Origin of the sequence: Cellulomonas sp. P24 (assembly GCF_024704385.1) — a bacterium.
Lineage (GTDB): Bacteria > Actinomycetota > Actinomycetes > Actinomycetales > Cellulomonadaceae > JAJDFX01.
This window is the reverse complement of the sequence record NZ_JAJDFX010000002.1, coordinates 3018253-3031043: the sequence shown is the minus strand read 5'-3', so window position 1 is coordinate 3031043 and position 12791 is coordinate 3018253. Positions and strand designations below refer to the sequence as shown.

Annotated in this window: 16 protein-coding genes; 10 read left to right on the top strand and 6 right to left on the bottom strand. The window is 70.1% G+C overall.

Features of this window, described 5'->3' with window-relative positions; genetic code table 11:
- Nucleotides 1-106: 106 nt before the first annotated feature.
- The 5 genes from LJB74_RS14235 to LJB74_RS14215 all read left to right on the top strand — a co-directional run bounded on the left by LJB74_RS14235 (nt 107) and on the right by LJB74_RS14215 (nt 3944).
- The gene (locus tag LJB74_RS14235; protein ID WP_259309162.1) at nt 107-1156 is read left to right on the top strand and encodes an ATP-binding cassette domain-containing protein; all 1050 of its coding nucleotides are present in this window, start codon (nt 107-109) and stop codon (nt 1154-1156) included.
- The gene (locus LJB74_RS14230) at nt 1153-2001 is read left to right on the top strand and encodes a hypothetical protein (protein WP_259309161.1); all 849 of its coding nucleotides are present in this window, start codon (nt 1153-1155) and stop codon (nt 1999-2001) included. The genes LJB74_RS14235 and LJB74_RS14230 overlap by 4 nt, the downstream gene beginning before the upstream one ends.
- A 1-nt stretch (nt 2002) precedes the next feature.
- The gene (locus LJB74_RS14225; RefSeq protein ID WP_259309160.1) at nt 2003-2794 is read left to right on the top strand and encodes an ABC transporter permease; all 792 of its coding nucleotides are present in this window, start codon (nt 2003-2005) and stop codon (nt 2792-2794) included.
- 121 nt (nt 2795-2915) lie between these two features.
- Nucleotides 2916-3311: an SRPBCC family protein gene (locus tag LJB74_RS14220; RefSeq protein WP_259309159.1), complete on the top strand. Its 396-nt coding sequence runs from the start codon at nt 2916-2918 to the stop codon at nt 3309-3311.
- A gap of 309 nt (nt 3312-3620) precedes the next feature.
- The gene (locus LJB74_RS14215) at nt 3621-3944 is read left to right on the top strand and encodes a DUF2277 domain-containing protein (RefSeq protein WP_259309158.1); all 324 of its coding nucleotides are present in this window, start codon (nt 3621-3623) and stop codon (nt 3942-3944) included.
- 180 nt (nt 3945-4124) lie between these two features.
- Here LJB74_RS14215 and LJB74_RS14210 read toward each other — a convergent pair whose 3' ends face one another.
- Nucleotides 4125-4829 carry an alpha/beta fold hydrolase gene (locus LJB74_RS14210; protein WP_259309157.1) on the bottom strand — a complete coding sequence of 235 codons (705 nt, stop codon included), beginning with the start codon at nt 4827-4829 and terminating at the stop codon, nt 4125-4127.
- A gap of 174 nt (nt 4830-5003) precedes the next feature.
- On the opposite strand from LJB74_RS14210, the gene LJB74_RS14205 reads away from it, so the two are divergent.
- Genes LJB74_RS14205 through LJB74_RS14190 form a run of 4 tightly spaced genes read left to right on the top strand, consistent with a single transcriptional unit; the run spans nt 5004 to nt 7359 of the window.
- Nucleotides 5004-5354 (top strand): PadR family transcriptional regulator, encoded by a 351-nt coding sequence (locus tag LJB74_RS14205; RefSeq protein ID WP_259309156.1) that lies wholly within the window; start codon nt 5004-5006, stop codon nt 5352-5354.
- Between the two features lie 2 nt (nt 5355-5356).
- Entirely contained in the window at nt 5357-5776 is a 420-nt protein-coding gene (locus tag LJB74_RS14200; protein ID WP_259309155.1) for a DUF1048 domain-containing protein, read from the top strand.
- Nucleotides 5777-6598 carry an ABC transporter ATP-binding protein gene (locus LJB74_RS14195; protein ID WP_259309154.1) on the top strand — a complete coding sequence of 274 codons (822 nt, stop codon included), beginning with the start codon at nt 5777-5779 and terminating at the stop codon, nt 6596-6598. It abuts the gene before it with no gap.
- Nucleotides 6595-7359 (top strand): ABC transporter permease, encoded by a 765-nt coding sequence (locus LJB74_RS14190; protein WP_259309153.1) that lies wholly within the window; start codon nt 6595-6597, stop codon nt 7357-7359. Before LJB74_RS14195 ends, LJB74_RS14190 begins: the two co-directional genes overlap by 4 nt.
- Here the strand turns inward: LJB74_RS14190 and LJB74_RS14185 are convergent.
- Together LJB74_RS14185 and LJB74_RS14180 are read right to left on the bottom strand one after the other, a co-directional pair.
- Nucleotides 7352-8419: an RNA polymerase sigma factor gene (locus tag LJB74_RS14185; protein ID WP_259309152.1), complete on the bottom strand. Its 1068-nt coding sequence runs from the start codon at nt 8417-8419 to the stop codon at nt 7352-7354. The two genes, LJB74_RS14190 and LJB74_RS14185, sit on opposite strands and share 8 nt — an antisense overlap.
- Nucleotides 8392-8778, bottom strand: coding sequence for a YciI family protein (locus LJB74_RS14180; protein ID WP_259309151.1), 387 nt, complete (start codon nt 8776-8778; stop codon nt 8392-8394). The genes LJB74_RS14185 and LJB74_RS14180 overlap by 28 nt, the downstream gene beginning before the upstream one ends.
- Nucleotides 8779-9014: 236 nt before the next feature.
- On the opposite strand from LJB74_RS14180, the gene LJB74_RS14175 reads away from it, so the two are divergent.
- On the top strand, nt 9015-10202 hold the full coding sequence (locus LJB74_RS14175) for an endo-1,4-beta-xylanase (RefSeq protein WP_259309150.1): 1188 nt from the start codon (nt 9015-9017) through the stop codon (nt 10200-10202).
- Between the two features lie 156 nt (nt 10203-10358).
- On the opposite strand, the gene rbsD is transcribed toward LJB74_RS14175, so the two are convergent.
- The 3 genes from rbsD to LJB74_RS14160 all read right to left on the bottom strand — a co-directional run bounded on the left by rbsD (nt 10359) and on the right by LJB74_RS14160 (nt 12760).
- Nucleotides 10359-10748 (bottom strand): D-ribose pyranase, encoded by a 390-nt coding sequence (rbsD, locus tag LJB74_RS14170; RefSeq protein WP_259309149.1) that lies wholly within the window; start codon nt 10746-10748, stop codon nt 10359-10361.
- Entirely contained in the window at nt 10745-11707 is a 963-nt protein-coding gene (locus LJB74_RS14165; protein ID WP_259309148.1) for a ribokinase, read from the bottom strand. The genes rbsD and LJB74_RS14165 overlap by 4 nt, the downstream gene beginning before the upstream one ends.
- Nucleotides 11708-11803: 96 nt before the next feature.
- Nucleotides 11804-12760, bottom strand: a complete 957-nt coding sequence (locus LJB74_RS14160) for a substrate-binding domain-containing protein (protein ID WP_259309147.1) — start codon at nt 12758-12760, stop codon at nt 11804-11806.
- Nucleotides 12761-12791 lie beyond the last annotated feature (31 nt).

Here is a 12791-nt window from a genome sequence, read left to right as displayed (position 1 = left end):
GCGGGTGCCCGCGGAGGCGGAGCCTGACGGCGTCGATCGAGTCGGCGCCGGACGGTGGGGACGCCAAACGCCTGCCGGCCGCGAGACCGTCCCCTAGCATGTGCCGGTGGCGCGCATCGAGGCGGATGACCTCCGCAAGGTCTTCCGGTCCCCGGACAAGCGACCCGGGTTGGCGGGGTCGCTGCGGCATCTCGTCGAGCGCACGTACACCGAGAAGATCGCGGTCGACGGCATCAGCCTGCGCGTCGAGGAGGGCGAGGCGGTCGCCTACGTCGGGCCCAACGGGGCCGGGAAGTCGACCACGATCAAGCTGCTGACCGGCATCCTGGTGCCCACGTCGGGTGAGGTGCGGGTCAACGGCATCGTGCCGCACCGCAATCGGGTCGAGAACGCGCGCGGGATCGGCGTCGTCTTCGGTCAGCGGACCAGTCTGTGGTGGGACCTGGCCGTCCGGGACTCGCTCGAGCTGTTGCGCGACATGCACGGGCTGAGCGCGGCGGAGTACCGGGCGAACCTCGATCGCCTCGTCGAGATGCTGGGCATCGGGGACTTCCTCTCCTCGACCGCACGCCGGTTGTCTCTCGGTCAGCGGATGCGCGCCGACCTGGCTGCGGCGCTCCTGCACAACCCGCCGATCGTGTATCTCGACGAACCGACGATCGGGCTCGACATCGAGGTGAAGGATCGCCTGCGCGCGTTCCTCCGGCAGATAGTCGCCGAGGGCACCACGCTCGTCCTGACGACGCACGACCTCGGCGAGATCGAGGACGTGTGCTCTCGGCTCGTCATCATCGACCACGGACGCATCGTCCACGACGGCGGCCTGCGCGAGGTGATCGAGACCTACGCCCGGGAGCGGGTGATGCACGTCGACCTGGCGACCCGGCCGGCCTCGCTCGCCGGGATCGTGACCCGGCTCGCCGGTGCGACCGTCACCGAGGAGCGCGATGGTCTGGGCGTGGCGGTGACGTTCGACCCCCTCGCCCACACGGCGGGCGACGTGCTGACGGCGATCCAGTCCGAGCTGCAGGTGGTCGACATCCGCATCAAGGAGCCGGCGATCGAGGACGTCGTGCGCCGGGTGTACGCCGGCCAGCTCATCACGGGTCCCGACAGAGGCTCCGACGACAGCCCCGACGACAGCCCCGTGCGATGACGGCCGCCGTCGCGCTGCCGTCGGCGCCTTCCCGGCGGACGTCCACCGTGCGGCGGGCCGTCCGCGCCTACCGCGCGATGGGACGAGCGGCGTTCCGTAGCCTCGTCGCGTACCAGACGAGCTTCCTGTTCGGGCTGCTGGCCACGACGTTGGCCGCGGTGGCGATGCTGTACCTGTGGCGGTCGGTCCTGGCGGCAGGCACGATCAACGGATTCGACTGGCCGGCGATGAAGGCGTACCTCCTCGTCGCCTTCGTCGCAGGCTCGCTGGTCTCGAGCTATGTCGACTACCGCATGGCAGGACGGATCCAGCAGGGCGACGTCGCGATGGACCTCGTGCGGCCCGTGGACTACCAGCGGTCGCGGTTCGCCGAGGCGCTCGGCTTCGGCGGTTACGAGCTGGGCACCGGCCTGGTGGTGGCCGCCGCCGCAGCGGCCGTGTTCGGCGGCGTCCTGGCACCCGCCCGCCAGAGCCTCGCGGCATTCGCGGTGTCCGCCCTCCTGGTGCTGCCGCTCCGGTTCGGCATCGTCTACATCTCCGCGCTCGTCGTGTTCTGGACCCGCAACTACGTCGGCGTGCAGTCGGCGCGGATCGCCCTGATCACGCTGTTCTCCGGAAGCCTGGTCCCCCTCTCGTTCTTCCCCGGGTGGTTGCAGGGGCTCGCCGCGGCGCTGCCGTTCGCCGGGATGGCATCGACGCCGGCGCTGCTCTACATCGGCCGGTTGGCCGGCGCCGACGCGTGGCGTGCCGTGGGGATCCAGGCGGCATGGACGGTGGGGCTGTGGTGGCTCGGGCGTGCGATGTGGCGCGGTGCCAGCCGGCAGCTGACCGTGCACGGAGGCTGAGATGCGACGCAACATCTGGCTGTACCGCCGATGCCTCGGCGCCCAGCTGCGCGCCACTCTCGAGTACGAGGGCGACTTCTGGATCATGTCGGTCGCCGCCCTCCTCACCCAGGGCATGGGGATCGTCTTCCTGTGGGCGATCTTCCGGGCGATCCCGCAGATCAACGGCTGGCGGTTCTGGGACGTCGTCCTCATCTACTCGCTCGTCGCCCTCACCGAGGGCATCGCCGTGCTGCTGGCCCAGGGGGCATGGTCGATGGCAGTCACCGTGAACCTCGGCGGACTCGACACGATCCTGGTGCGCCCGTACTCCCCGCTGCTCCAGGTGCTCAGCTCGCAGATCGGCATGAACGGCCTGGGGAACCTCGCCCTCGGTGGTTCGATGTTCGTCGCCGCGCTCCTGCACGTCGGCGTGGCCTGGTCACCCGGGCGGATCGCCACCGCGGCGTTCGTGTTCGCGTTCGCCCCGCTGGTGAAGATCGGCCTGAACATCCTGACCAACTGCTCCGCGTTCTGGTTGAAGACGCCGTGGTCCATGTTCCCGTTCGCCTTCCACACCCTCGGGGAGCTGGCGCGGTACCCCATCAGCATCTACGGCGTCGTCGTGCGACTGATCCTGTCCGTCGTGCTGCCCTACGCCTTCATGAGCTACTTCCCGGCCACGGCGGTGCTGTCCGTCGGCAGCACGTCCTGGCTCGGCCTGCTCACCCCGGTCGCCGCGGTCTGGTGCCTGCTCCTCGGCCGCTGGGCGTTCCGCCGCGGGATGCTCCGCTACGAGAGCGCCGGCACCTGAACCTGCGACGGGTGTCCCACGAGACGACCACCACGGCTTCTTCTTCCCCGGTGGCCCCGTCGGGCGCGGGGACCTGGCGAAAGACCCCGGCTCGGCCCGTGGGCGATGGCATCCTGATCGGATGAGGAGCCGTCATGTCAGCCGCGTCATCGCGGCCTCGCCGGAGGCCGTCTACGCGTTCGCGTCCAACCCTGACAACCTGCCGCGGTGGGCTGCGGGCCTGACGACGGCGGACGTCGTCCGGGACGGTGACGTGCTGGTGGTCGACTCACCGATGGGCACGGTCACGGTGCGCTTCGCGCCGCCGAACGAGTACGGCGTGATCGACCACGACGTGACGCTGCCGTCCGGGACCACCGTGACGAACCCCCTCCGGGTGCTCGCCCACCCGGAGGGGGCCGAGATCGTCTTCACGATCCGCCAGCTCGACCTCACCGTCGACGAGTTCGATCGCGACACCGCAGCGGTCGAGCGGGACCTCGAACGGCTGAAGGAGCTCCTGGAGACCCGCCCCTGATCACTCCCGCTCCCCCTCGGCCACCGCGTCTGCGCACCGGTGACCGGTGCCGCGGCGGAGGCCCTGACTGGTCTGAGAGCCCCCGAGGCACGGTATCGCACGAGCACGGCCGCGTCGTCGCCGTCGACTCGGTGGGCGACGCCACGGAGACGCTCGGCCAGGCGACGCGGACCGGCCGAGCACGCGCTGATCGGGGTCACGTTGCTCCTCCGGTGCGGCATCGCTGCCGATCGGTCGAGGCGTCGACCGATGAGATCCCGTCGGCCGCCGACGGGATACCCGGCCACCCGGCACGCGTAGCGTCGAAGCATGTGCCGCAACATCACCACCTTGCGCGGGCTCGAGCCACCCGCCACACCTGACGAGATCGAGGCCGCCGCAGTCCAGTACGTCCACAAGGTCACGGGCCTCACCCAGGTCAGCGACGTGACCCGGGAGGCCTTCGACACCGCGGTCGCCACCGTCGCGGCCGCGACCGCACGGGTGCTCGCCGACCTGCCCGAGCGCCGCAGCCCACCGGCGACGGTGCCGCCGCTGCGCCGCGATGCCGTCGCCGCACGCGTCGCGGCCCGCCAGGCCGCGCGCGACGAGCACGAACGTCTGCACGAGCAGGGCGTGACGCACAGCCACTGATCGGGCGTGCGGAGCGGCATGGCTGGCCGAAGGCGGTCTCCTGGCTCACGACGTTCCTCGAGTCCGGCCGTTGGCGAGAGGTGGCGTCGCGACGTGGCGACGGACATCCGTCGGCACGTCAGGACGCCCCTTCACCATCAGGTGCCCTGACCTGGGACGTCCTCGACCGGCACGTACGGCTCATCGGGCCGAGTCGAGCTGGTCGAGGACGTCCGCCACGACCGACACCATGACCTCGGGCTGCTCGAAGAAGACGAAGTGCCCCGCGTCCTCGATGACGGTGAGCTCGGCGCCCGGGATCGCCCCGGCGATCTCCGCACCCATCTCGACCGGAATGAGCCGATCGTCCGCCCCGTGGACCACCGTCGTCGGGCAACCGATCGTCTCAAGGAGCCCGCTCGAGTCCGCCCGGCCCATGACGGCGCGCTGCTGGCGAAGGAACACCTCCGCACCGACCGTGCGCGTCATCTCACGCCAGACGGCGAGCAGCGCCGGGTCCGCCTCGTGCTGCTCTGCGACGACACCGGGGAACGCCAGATCCACGAGCCGGTCGAACTCGCCGGCCTCGACCAGTCGCGACTGACGCTCCCGCGAGGCCAGCTGCTCGGGCGTGTCGCTCCGGGCCGAGGTGCTGACCAGCACGAGCGCGCGCACCCGCTGCGGCGCCTGCCGGACGACCTCGAGTGCGACGTACCCGCCCATGCTCGTCCCCAGGAGCACGAACTCCTCGGGTGCCTCTCGCAGCAGACGCGCCGCCATACCCGCGACGGTGTCGTCGTGACAGGTGTCCGCGACCGTCACCGAACCGCGCCCCCACACCACGTCAAGGATGGGCTGGTACACCAGTGCCGAGCACAACAAGGGCGGGATCAGGATCGTCTGCATCTGACGATCCTTGCCGCGACCACCGACATCCCCGCGAACCCGCGCCACGCCCCCGTCTCCGACGTCTCCTTGCGCAGCTGAGAACCTCCGGTACTCGCTGTTGCTATGTACCGGTACTCGGTGTTACCGTCTACCGGTAGTCAGCAACACAGACTAGACAGCGGAGGCGACCTGATGGGCAACCAGATGACGGAGATGCTCAAGGGCACTCTGGAGGGCATCGTCCTCGCGATCCTGGCCGTGCGGCCGGCGTACGGCTACGAGATCACCGCACGGCTGCGGGAGCAGGGCTTCTCGGACCTCGTCGAGGGGACCGTCTACGCCCTGCTCGTCCGCATCGAGCAGCGGGGCTTCGTGGACGTGACCAAGGTGCCGTCCGAGAAGGGGCCGCCGCGGAAGGTGTACTCCCTCAACTCGCGGGGCCGAGAGCAGCTCGACGAGTTCGGGCGGACCTGGGCCTTCCTCTCGGCACGGATCGACAAGCTCTACCAGGACATCGACAACCGACAAGACGCAGGAGAGTAGTCATGGCAGCGAAGTGGGTCGAGGCCCTCACCGGGTCGCTCGAGCAGAAGAAGCAGTACAAGCAGGCGATGGCCCGCATCAAGGCGCTTCCCGGGCCGTACGCCGACGCCGCGACGGCGCTCCACCGGTACTTCCTGTACGCCGGCGGGCTCGTCGACGGCGACACGATCGTCACGATGATCGGCGATCACGCGGACCTCTGGGAACGAGCCGCGCTCGACGGCACCCCCGTACGCGCCGTCGTGGGCGACGACCCGGTGGAGTTCGCCGAGGCCTTCGTCCGGGCGTACTCCGGCAAGGAATGGATCGACAAGGAGCGCGCGCGCCTGAGAAGCGCGATCGACGCCGTACCCGACAGCGCGGCACCCGGCAGCCCGGCACCCGACAACCCCGCGCCCAGCAGCGGGACGGGGGTGGACTGAATGAGCACCACCGAGGCCCCCGCACCCGCCATCCGGGTGAAGGGGATCACGAAGTCCTTCGGTGAGGTCCACGTGCTGCGCGGCGTCGATCTCGACGTGGCAGCGGGGAGCATCTTCGCCCTCCTCGGCTCCAACGGCGCGGGAAAGACCACGCTGGTGCGCATCCTGTCGACACTGCTGAAGCCTGACGCGGGGAGCGCGACGGTCCACGGCTTCGACGTGACCTCGTCACCGCACGAGGTGCGCGGTTCGATCAGCCTCACCGGCCAGTTCGCCGCGGTCGACGAGGTGCTCACCGGGCGCGAGAACCTCGTGCTCGTGGCGAAGCTCCGCCACCTGAAGGACGCGGGCGCGATCGCCGACAGCATGCTCGCCCGCTTCTCGCTCACCGATGCGGGGAACCGCAGGACCGCGACCTACTCGGGCGGCATGCGGCGTCGGCTCGACATCGCGATGAGCCTGATCGGCAACCCGCCGGTCATCGTCCTGGACGAGCCCACCACCGGCCTCGACCCGCAGGCCCGGATCGAGGTGTGGCAGACGGTCAAGGGGCTCGCCCAGGGCGGCACGACCGTGCTGCTGACCACGCAGTACCTCGACGAGGCCGAGCAGCTCGCCGACCGCATCGCGATCCTGCACCAGGGCACCATCATCCAGAACGGCACCCTCGCCGAGCTGAAGCAGCTCCTCCCGTCCGCCACGGTCGAGTACGTCGAGAAGCAGCCGTCCCTCGAGGACGTGTTCCTCGTCCTCGTCGGCGACACCACCGAGACGGTCGACGACAGCAACCGCACAGCGCCCGCAGGAAGGGATCCCCGATGACCACCCACGTCCTTCGCGACACCGGCCTCCTCACGGGCCGGTCGCTGCGTCACATCCTGCGCAGCGCCGACACGATCATCACCACCGCGGTCACCCCGATCGCACTGATGCTGCTGTTCGTGTACGTGCTGGGCGGCGCGATCCACACCGGATCCAGCGAGCCGTACGTCACCTACATGCTCCCCGGCATCCTGCTCATCACCATCGCCTCCGGCATCGCCTACACCGCCTACCGGCTGTTCCTCGACATGCAGGGCGGCATCTTCGACCGGTTCCAGTCGATGCCGATCGCACGGTCCAGCGTGCTCTGGGCACACGTGCTCACGTCTCTGGCCGCGAACCTCGTCTCCGTCGCGATCGTCACGGTCGTCGCCCTGCTCATGGGGTTCCGCACCGGAGCGTCTCTGGCCGCCTGGCTCGCCGTCGCCGGCACCCTGATCCTCTTCACCCTGGCGCTGACCTGGCTCGCCGTGATCGCGGGACTGTCGGCCACGTCCGTCGACGGCGCGAGCGCGTTCAGCTATCCGCTGATCTTCCTGCCGTTCATCAGCTCGGCGTTCGTGCCCACCAGCTCGATGCCCGGCCCGGTGGCCGCGTTCGCCGCGAACCAGCCCGTGACCTCGATCGTGAACACCATCCGCGCTCTCTTCGCCCAGGAACCGGTCGGCTCCTCGATCTGGATCGCCCTCGCGTGGCTCGTCGGCATCCTCGTCGTGGCCTATGCGATCGCGATCGCGACCTACCGCAAGAAGATCAGCTAGGCCGGGCGCTCGTTCCCGCAGCACGGGTGGACGTGAGCGCGGCAAGCGCGCGCACCGCTCCGGCGGTGGGGGCGATCGCGACGAGCCCGCGGTAGAGCGTGACGAGCGTGGCGCGATCCACGGTGCCGGTCCGGGCGCGGTCGCAGTGCGCCGACTGGATCGCGGCCTCGAGCTGGAACCGTCCGAGCGGTCGTCCGAGGGCGTGCGCCCGCCTCAGCAGCGCCTCGCCCTCCGCGATGAGGCGACGGTCCCAGAGCGTGGTGTCCTGCTGGTCGAGCGGTGGCCACGGGGTCTCGACCCGTGCAGGGGCGCGTGACTGGGCGAAGGTCAGCAACGCGGCAAGTCCCCACGCCTCGGGCTCGGTCTCCAGCAGGCGGGCCGTGAGCACGGCGAGCCAGCGCGCCTCGTCCGCGATCGACTCGTGGATCCGTTCGTGCTGGTCGAGCCAGTCGATCGCGTACGCCCCGTAGATGGCCTGCAGAACCGCGGGCAGCCGCGCCGGCATGTCCGCGACGGTCGGGGTACGGAACGGGATCCCCGCATCGCGGATGCGACGCTTCGCCCGGACCAGGCGCTGAGCCATCGCGGCGGGCGCCACCGCGAACACACCGGCGATGCGGGCCGCGTCGAAGCCGAGGACGACCTGGAGCATGAGCGGCGTGCGCACCGCCGGATCGATCGCGGGGTGCGCGCAGGCGAACAGCAGCTCCAGCCGCTTGTCGGGGATCGCCTCAGGATCGGGCTCGTCCCCGGCGAGCAGGACGGCGACCCGGTCGTCGAGCGGCGCAGAGGTCCGCACCGCGGCGGACGCGCGCACGTCACGGATGCGGTTGCGGGCGACGGCGATCAACCAGCCGTCGGGATTGTCCGGGACACCTCTCGTCGGCCACGTGCGCAGCGCCCTCTCGAAGGCGTCGGCGAGCACGTCCTCTGCCAGCGCGAGGTCGCGGGTCGAGGCCGCCAGCAGCGCCAGAAGTCGCCCGTACGAGGCACGCGCGGCGCGCTCCGCGGAGACGGCGGCCTCCCGCGTCGTCACCCGACCGGTGGGGTACCCAGCCATGAGCCGTCCACCCAGCGGGTCGCGGTCGGACGGATCTCGACGTGGCCCCACGACGCCGACGGTGCCTGGCGCGCCCACCCGAGCGCGCCGTCCAGGTCGGCGACCTCGATCACGAACGTCCCGCCGAGCTGCTCCGTGCTGTCGGCGAACGGACCCTCGTGCACGACCAGCTCGCCGCCGGTCAGCGAGACGGTCGTGGTGACGTTCGACGGCTGGAGGACCTCGGCGCTGACGAGCACGCCCGCGTCCTCGAGCGCCTTCGCGTACGCCTGGAAGGCGCGCATCCCGTCGGCGATCGCCTCAGGGCCGAGCTCCTCGGCGGTGGGCTCCGGGTAGTAGAGCAGCAACGTGTATCGCACGGTGTCGTCCTCTCGGATCGGGAATCAACTCTCTCACCGACATGACGATCGAACGAGGGTCAGATCGACGGGGCCCGCGCACGCACCGTCGCGCTCCGGTGTCCGTCGTCATCGACGCCGCAGGAGAACCTGGCCTCTCCGATTGCCCACTCGCCAGACCGGGTTTATTGTCGGACCGTCCGGATGGATAACGTTATCGAACGCAGGGGCGTCGCCCCGATGCAAAGGAGCATCACGTGCGCATTCGTCATTCCTTCCTGGTGTCCGCCCTGGCGGTCACCGCACTGATCGCCACGCCGGGGGCAGCAATGGCCTCGCCGGACCACGTCACCGAACCCCACGAGGGCCAGCACGCCCAGCACGGGGACCACTCCTGGGCCACCCGGCCGAGCCTGCGCACCCTCTCGATGCGCTCGGGACTCAAGGTCGGAACCGCCGTCAACATGGACCTCTACGGCTCCGACGCGGCCTACACCCGCATCGTCGACCAGCAGTTCAACACCGTCACGCCCGAGAACGTCATGAAGTGGCAGCTCGTCGAGCCGACCCAGGGCACCTACGACTGGGCGGCCGCCGACCGCCTCGTCGCCGGAGCGCGCGCCAACCACCAGCTCGTGCGCGGGCACACGCTCGTCTGGCACAACCAGCTCCCCAGCTGGTTCTCGACCGACGGCACCACCACGTCGTTCACCCCGCAGCAGGTTCGCGACCTGCTCCACAAGCACGTGGTCGACGAGGTCTCGCACTTCCGCGGGAAGATCTGGCAGTGGGACGTCGTCAACGAGGCGTTCAACGACGACGGCACGCCGCGCCAGTCCGTCTTCTACAAGGCCTACGAGGCGCTCGGGCTCAACGGGCTCGACTACGTCGCCGACGCCTTCCGCTGGGCGCACCAGGCCGACCCGCACGCCCTGCTCTTCTACAACGACTACAACCTCGAGTTCACCGGGGCGAAGAGCAACGCGGTCTACGACTTCGTCAAGCAGCTCCAGGCGCAGCACGTCCCGATCGACGGAGTCGGCTTCCAGGGCCACCTCGACACCCAGTACGGGTTCCCTGACCTCCAGAACAACCTGCAGCGATTCGCCGACCTGGGCCTCAAGGTGGCGCTCACCGAGGTGGACGTCCGCACCTTCGTCCAGCCCGACCCGGCCAACCCGGGCACGTACACCGACACGCCGCTGACCCCGGAGCTGCAGGCCACGCAGGAGTCGTACTGGAAGCAGACGCTGCAGGCCTGCCTCGACGTGCCGCAGTGCATCTCCTACACCGTCTGGGGCGTCGCCGACTCCAACTCCTGGATCCCGGGCGTCTTCACGGGCGAGGGCGCGGCCCTGCTGTTCGACGACAACCTCAACCCGAAGCCGCAGTACCAGGACCTGCGGCAGGTTCTCTGGACCACCAAGGCACCACGTCGCGCCTGATCGACGGCCATGCTCGAGGGGGGGTGCGTCCCGACGCTCGGGACGCACCCCCCTGGTCATGCCGCATCAGCTCGGGCGCGGCCCCAGGTGCAGACCCGGCATGAGCCCGCCCGGCCGGTGGCTACCAGGTGGCGCCGGCGCGCCGGCTCGGATGCGTCAGAACGGCACGCCGCAGTGCAGGATCGCATTGGCGTGGGCGGTTGCCTCCCCGGTGCGGACAAACAGCTGCGCCGTCGCCGACTCCGCCTTGAGCTCCTCGTGCGACATGAGCCGCGGCACGCCGAAGTGGTCGGTCAGGAGAGCCAGCACCGCGGGGTTGGTCGTCGTCGCCTCGCGGGCGGCCGTCACGTGTTCGACGACGAGCTCCTGCGCGAGGACGGCGATGACCTGCTCGAAGCTCGGGATCCCGAAGGTCAGCGCGAGATCGACGACCGGCACGCCGTGGGGACGGGGCATCCCGCAGTCGGCGACGACGACGCGATGGGTGTGACCGAGCTCGGCCAGCGCGCCTGACAGTGCGCTGTTCAGGATGCCGCTCTTCTTCATCGGTTCAGCTCCTCACGGGTGGGGTAGGACTCCTGCGCGCCTCGTCGCGTGACGGCGACTGCCGCGACGTCGTTCGCCCGACGAACGGCCTCCGGCAGGTCCACACCCTCGGACAGGTGTGCGGCCAGGGCGCCGACGAAGGCGTCGCCCGCGCCTGTGGTGTCGACGACGGCGACGGTGTGGCCCGGGATGCGGACGACGTCCGGTGATGTCGCGGAGCGCGCGCCATCGTCCCCGAGGACGATCCCTCGCTCGACGAGCACCGCACCGGCGGCGCCCAACGTGAGCACGACGGAACGGGGCCCGAGTGACAGGAGAGCCGTCGCGACCTCACCGGGTTCCGCCCACCCGTCGTGGGGTGTCGCGGTGCCGGCGTGCGCCAGGAGGAAGGCCGCCTCGGACTCGTTGACCACAAGAGGATCGGCGACGCTCAGGACCTCGTCGGGCAGGATCGCGGCGGGCGCCGCGTTGAGCACGACGCGGGTGCCGGACGCGTGCGCCTCGGGGAGCATCGAGGCGACGGTCTCCAGCGGTATCTCGAGCTGAGCGACGAGCACGGTCGCGCCCGCCCACACCGGTCTCAGCTCGTCCACGAGGGCCGGGGTGAGGTGCCGGTTCGCCGACGGCGAGACGATGATCGAGTTCTCACCGTCCGGCGTGACCAAGATGATGGCGCTGCCGGTCGGCGCGTCCACGACGCGCAGGCCCTGCAGGTCGACGCCGGCGCCTGTCAACGAGGCCCGGAGGAGCTCGCCGTGGGCGTCGGCGCCGATGCAGCCCACGAACGCGACGTCGGTCCCGAGGCGCCCAGCCGCAACGGCCTGGTTGGCGCCCTTGCCGCCGGGCGTCGTCACGAGGTCCGAGCCGAGGATGGTCTCGCCGGCAGCGGGCCGGTGGTCGATGTCGAGCACGAGGTCAGCGTTGGCGGACCCGACGACGACGACCTGGTGCGCAGTCATACGTGTTCTCCTTGCGATCGGGTGGTTCACCGCGGAGCACCACGGCGCTCCGCGGTGAACCACCGAGTCGACCGGCCGAGGCCGGCCCGGGTTGACTCAGGCGTTGGCCTTGTCCAGCACGACGACCGGGACACCGATGGTCTTCTCGACGGTCTTCCCGTCGATCAGTGCCAGGAGGGTGTCGACTGCCGACTTGCCGAGATCTTCCGGCTGCTGCGCGATCGAGGCAGCCATCGTTCCCGCCTTGATCGCGGCGACACCGTCGGCCGTGCCGTCGAACCCGACGACGAAGACGCTCTTGCCGGCACGGTCACCGAGGGCCTGGATCGCACCGAGGGCCATCTCGTCGTTCTCGGCGAAGATGCCCACGGCATCGGGGTGGGCCTGCATGAGGTTCGTGGCGACGTCGAGGCCCTTGGTGCGGTCGAAGTCGGCGGGCTGCGTCGCGACGATCTGGATGTTCGGGTACTTCTTGATGGCGTCGGTGAAGCCCTGGCCACGGTCGCGCGCGGCCGACGTGCCCGCGGTGCCCTGGAGCACGATGATCTTGCCCTTCTCCCCGATCGCCTTGGCCAGCGCATCAGCGGCCAGAGCGCCACCGGCGACGTTGTCCGAGGCGATGAACGAGTTGACGGTCGCGCCGTTGACTGCGCGGTCCACCGCGACCACAGGAGTCTTCGCCGCGATCAGCGGTGCGACGATGGGGCCGGCCGCGTCGGAGTCGACCGCGTTGATGATGACGCCGTTGAGCTTCTGCGCCTGGAAGTTCTGGATCTGGTTGGCCTGCGTGGTGGCGTCGTTGCCGCCGTCCGTGACGACGAGGGTCACGCCCGCGGCATCGGCAGCCTTCTGGGCGCCGTCACGCAGCGACACGAAGAACGGGTTGTTGAGCGTGGACAGCGCCAGACCGATGCTGATCTTCGACGACTGGGCACCGGCGGACGCGGAACCACTCGCAGTGGAGGCTGCTGTGGTCGAGCCCGAGCTGCACGCAGAGAGCAGGATCGCTCCCGCAGCCGCGAGGGTCAGGAACTTCATTGTGGGCTTCTTCATCGAAACCTTTCCTTCCTGGTTGGTCCGGGAG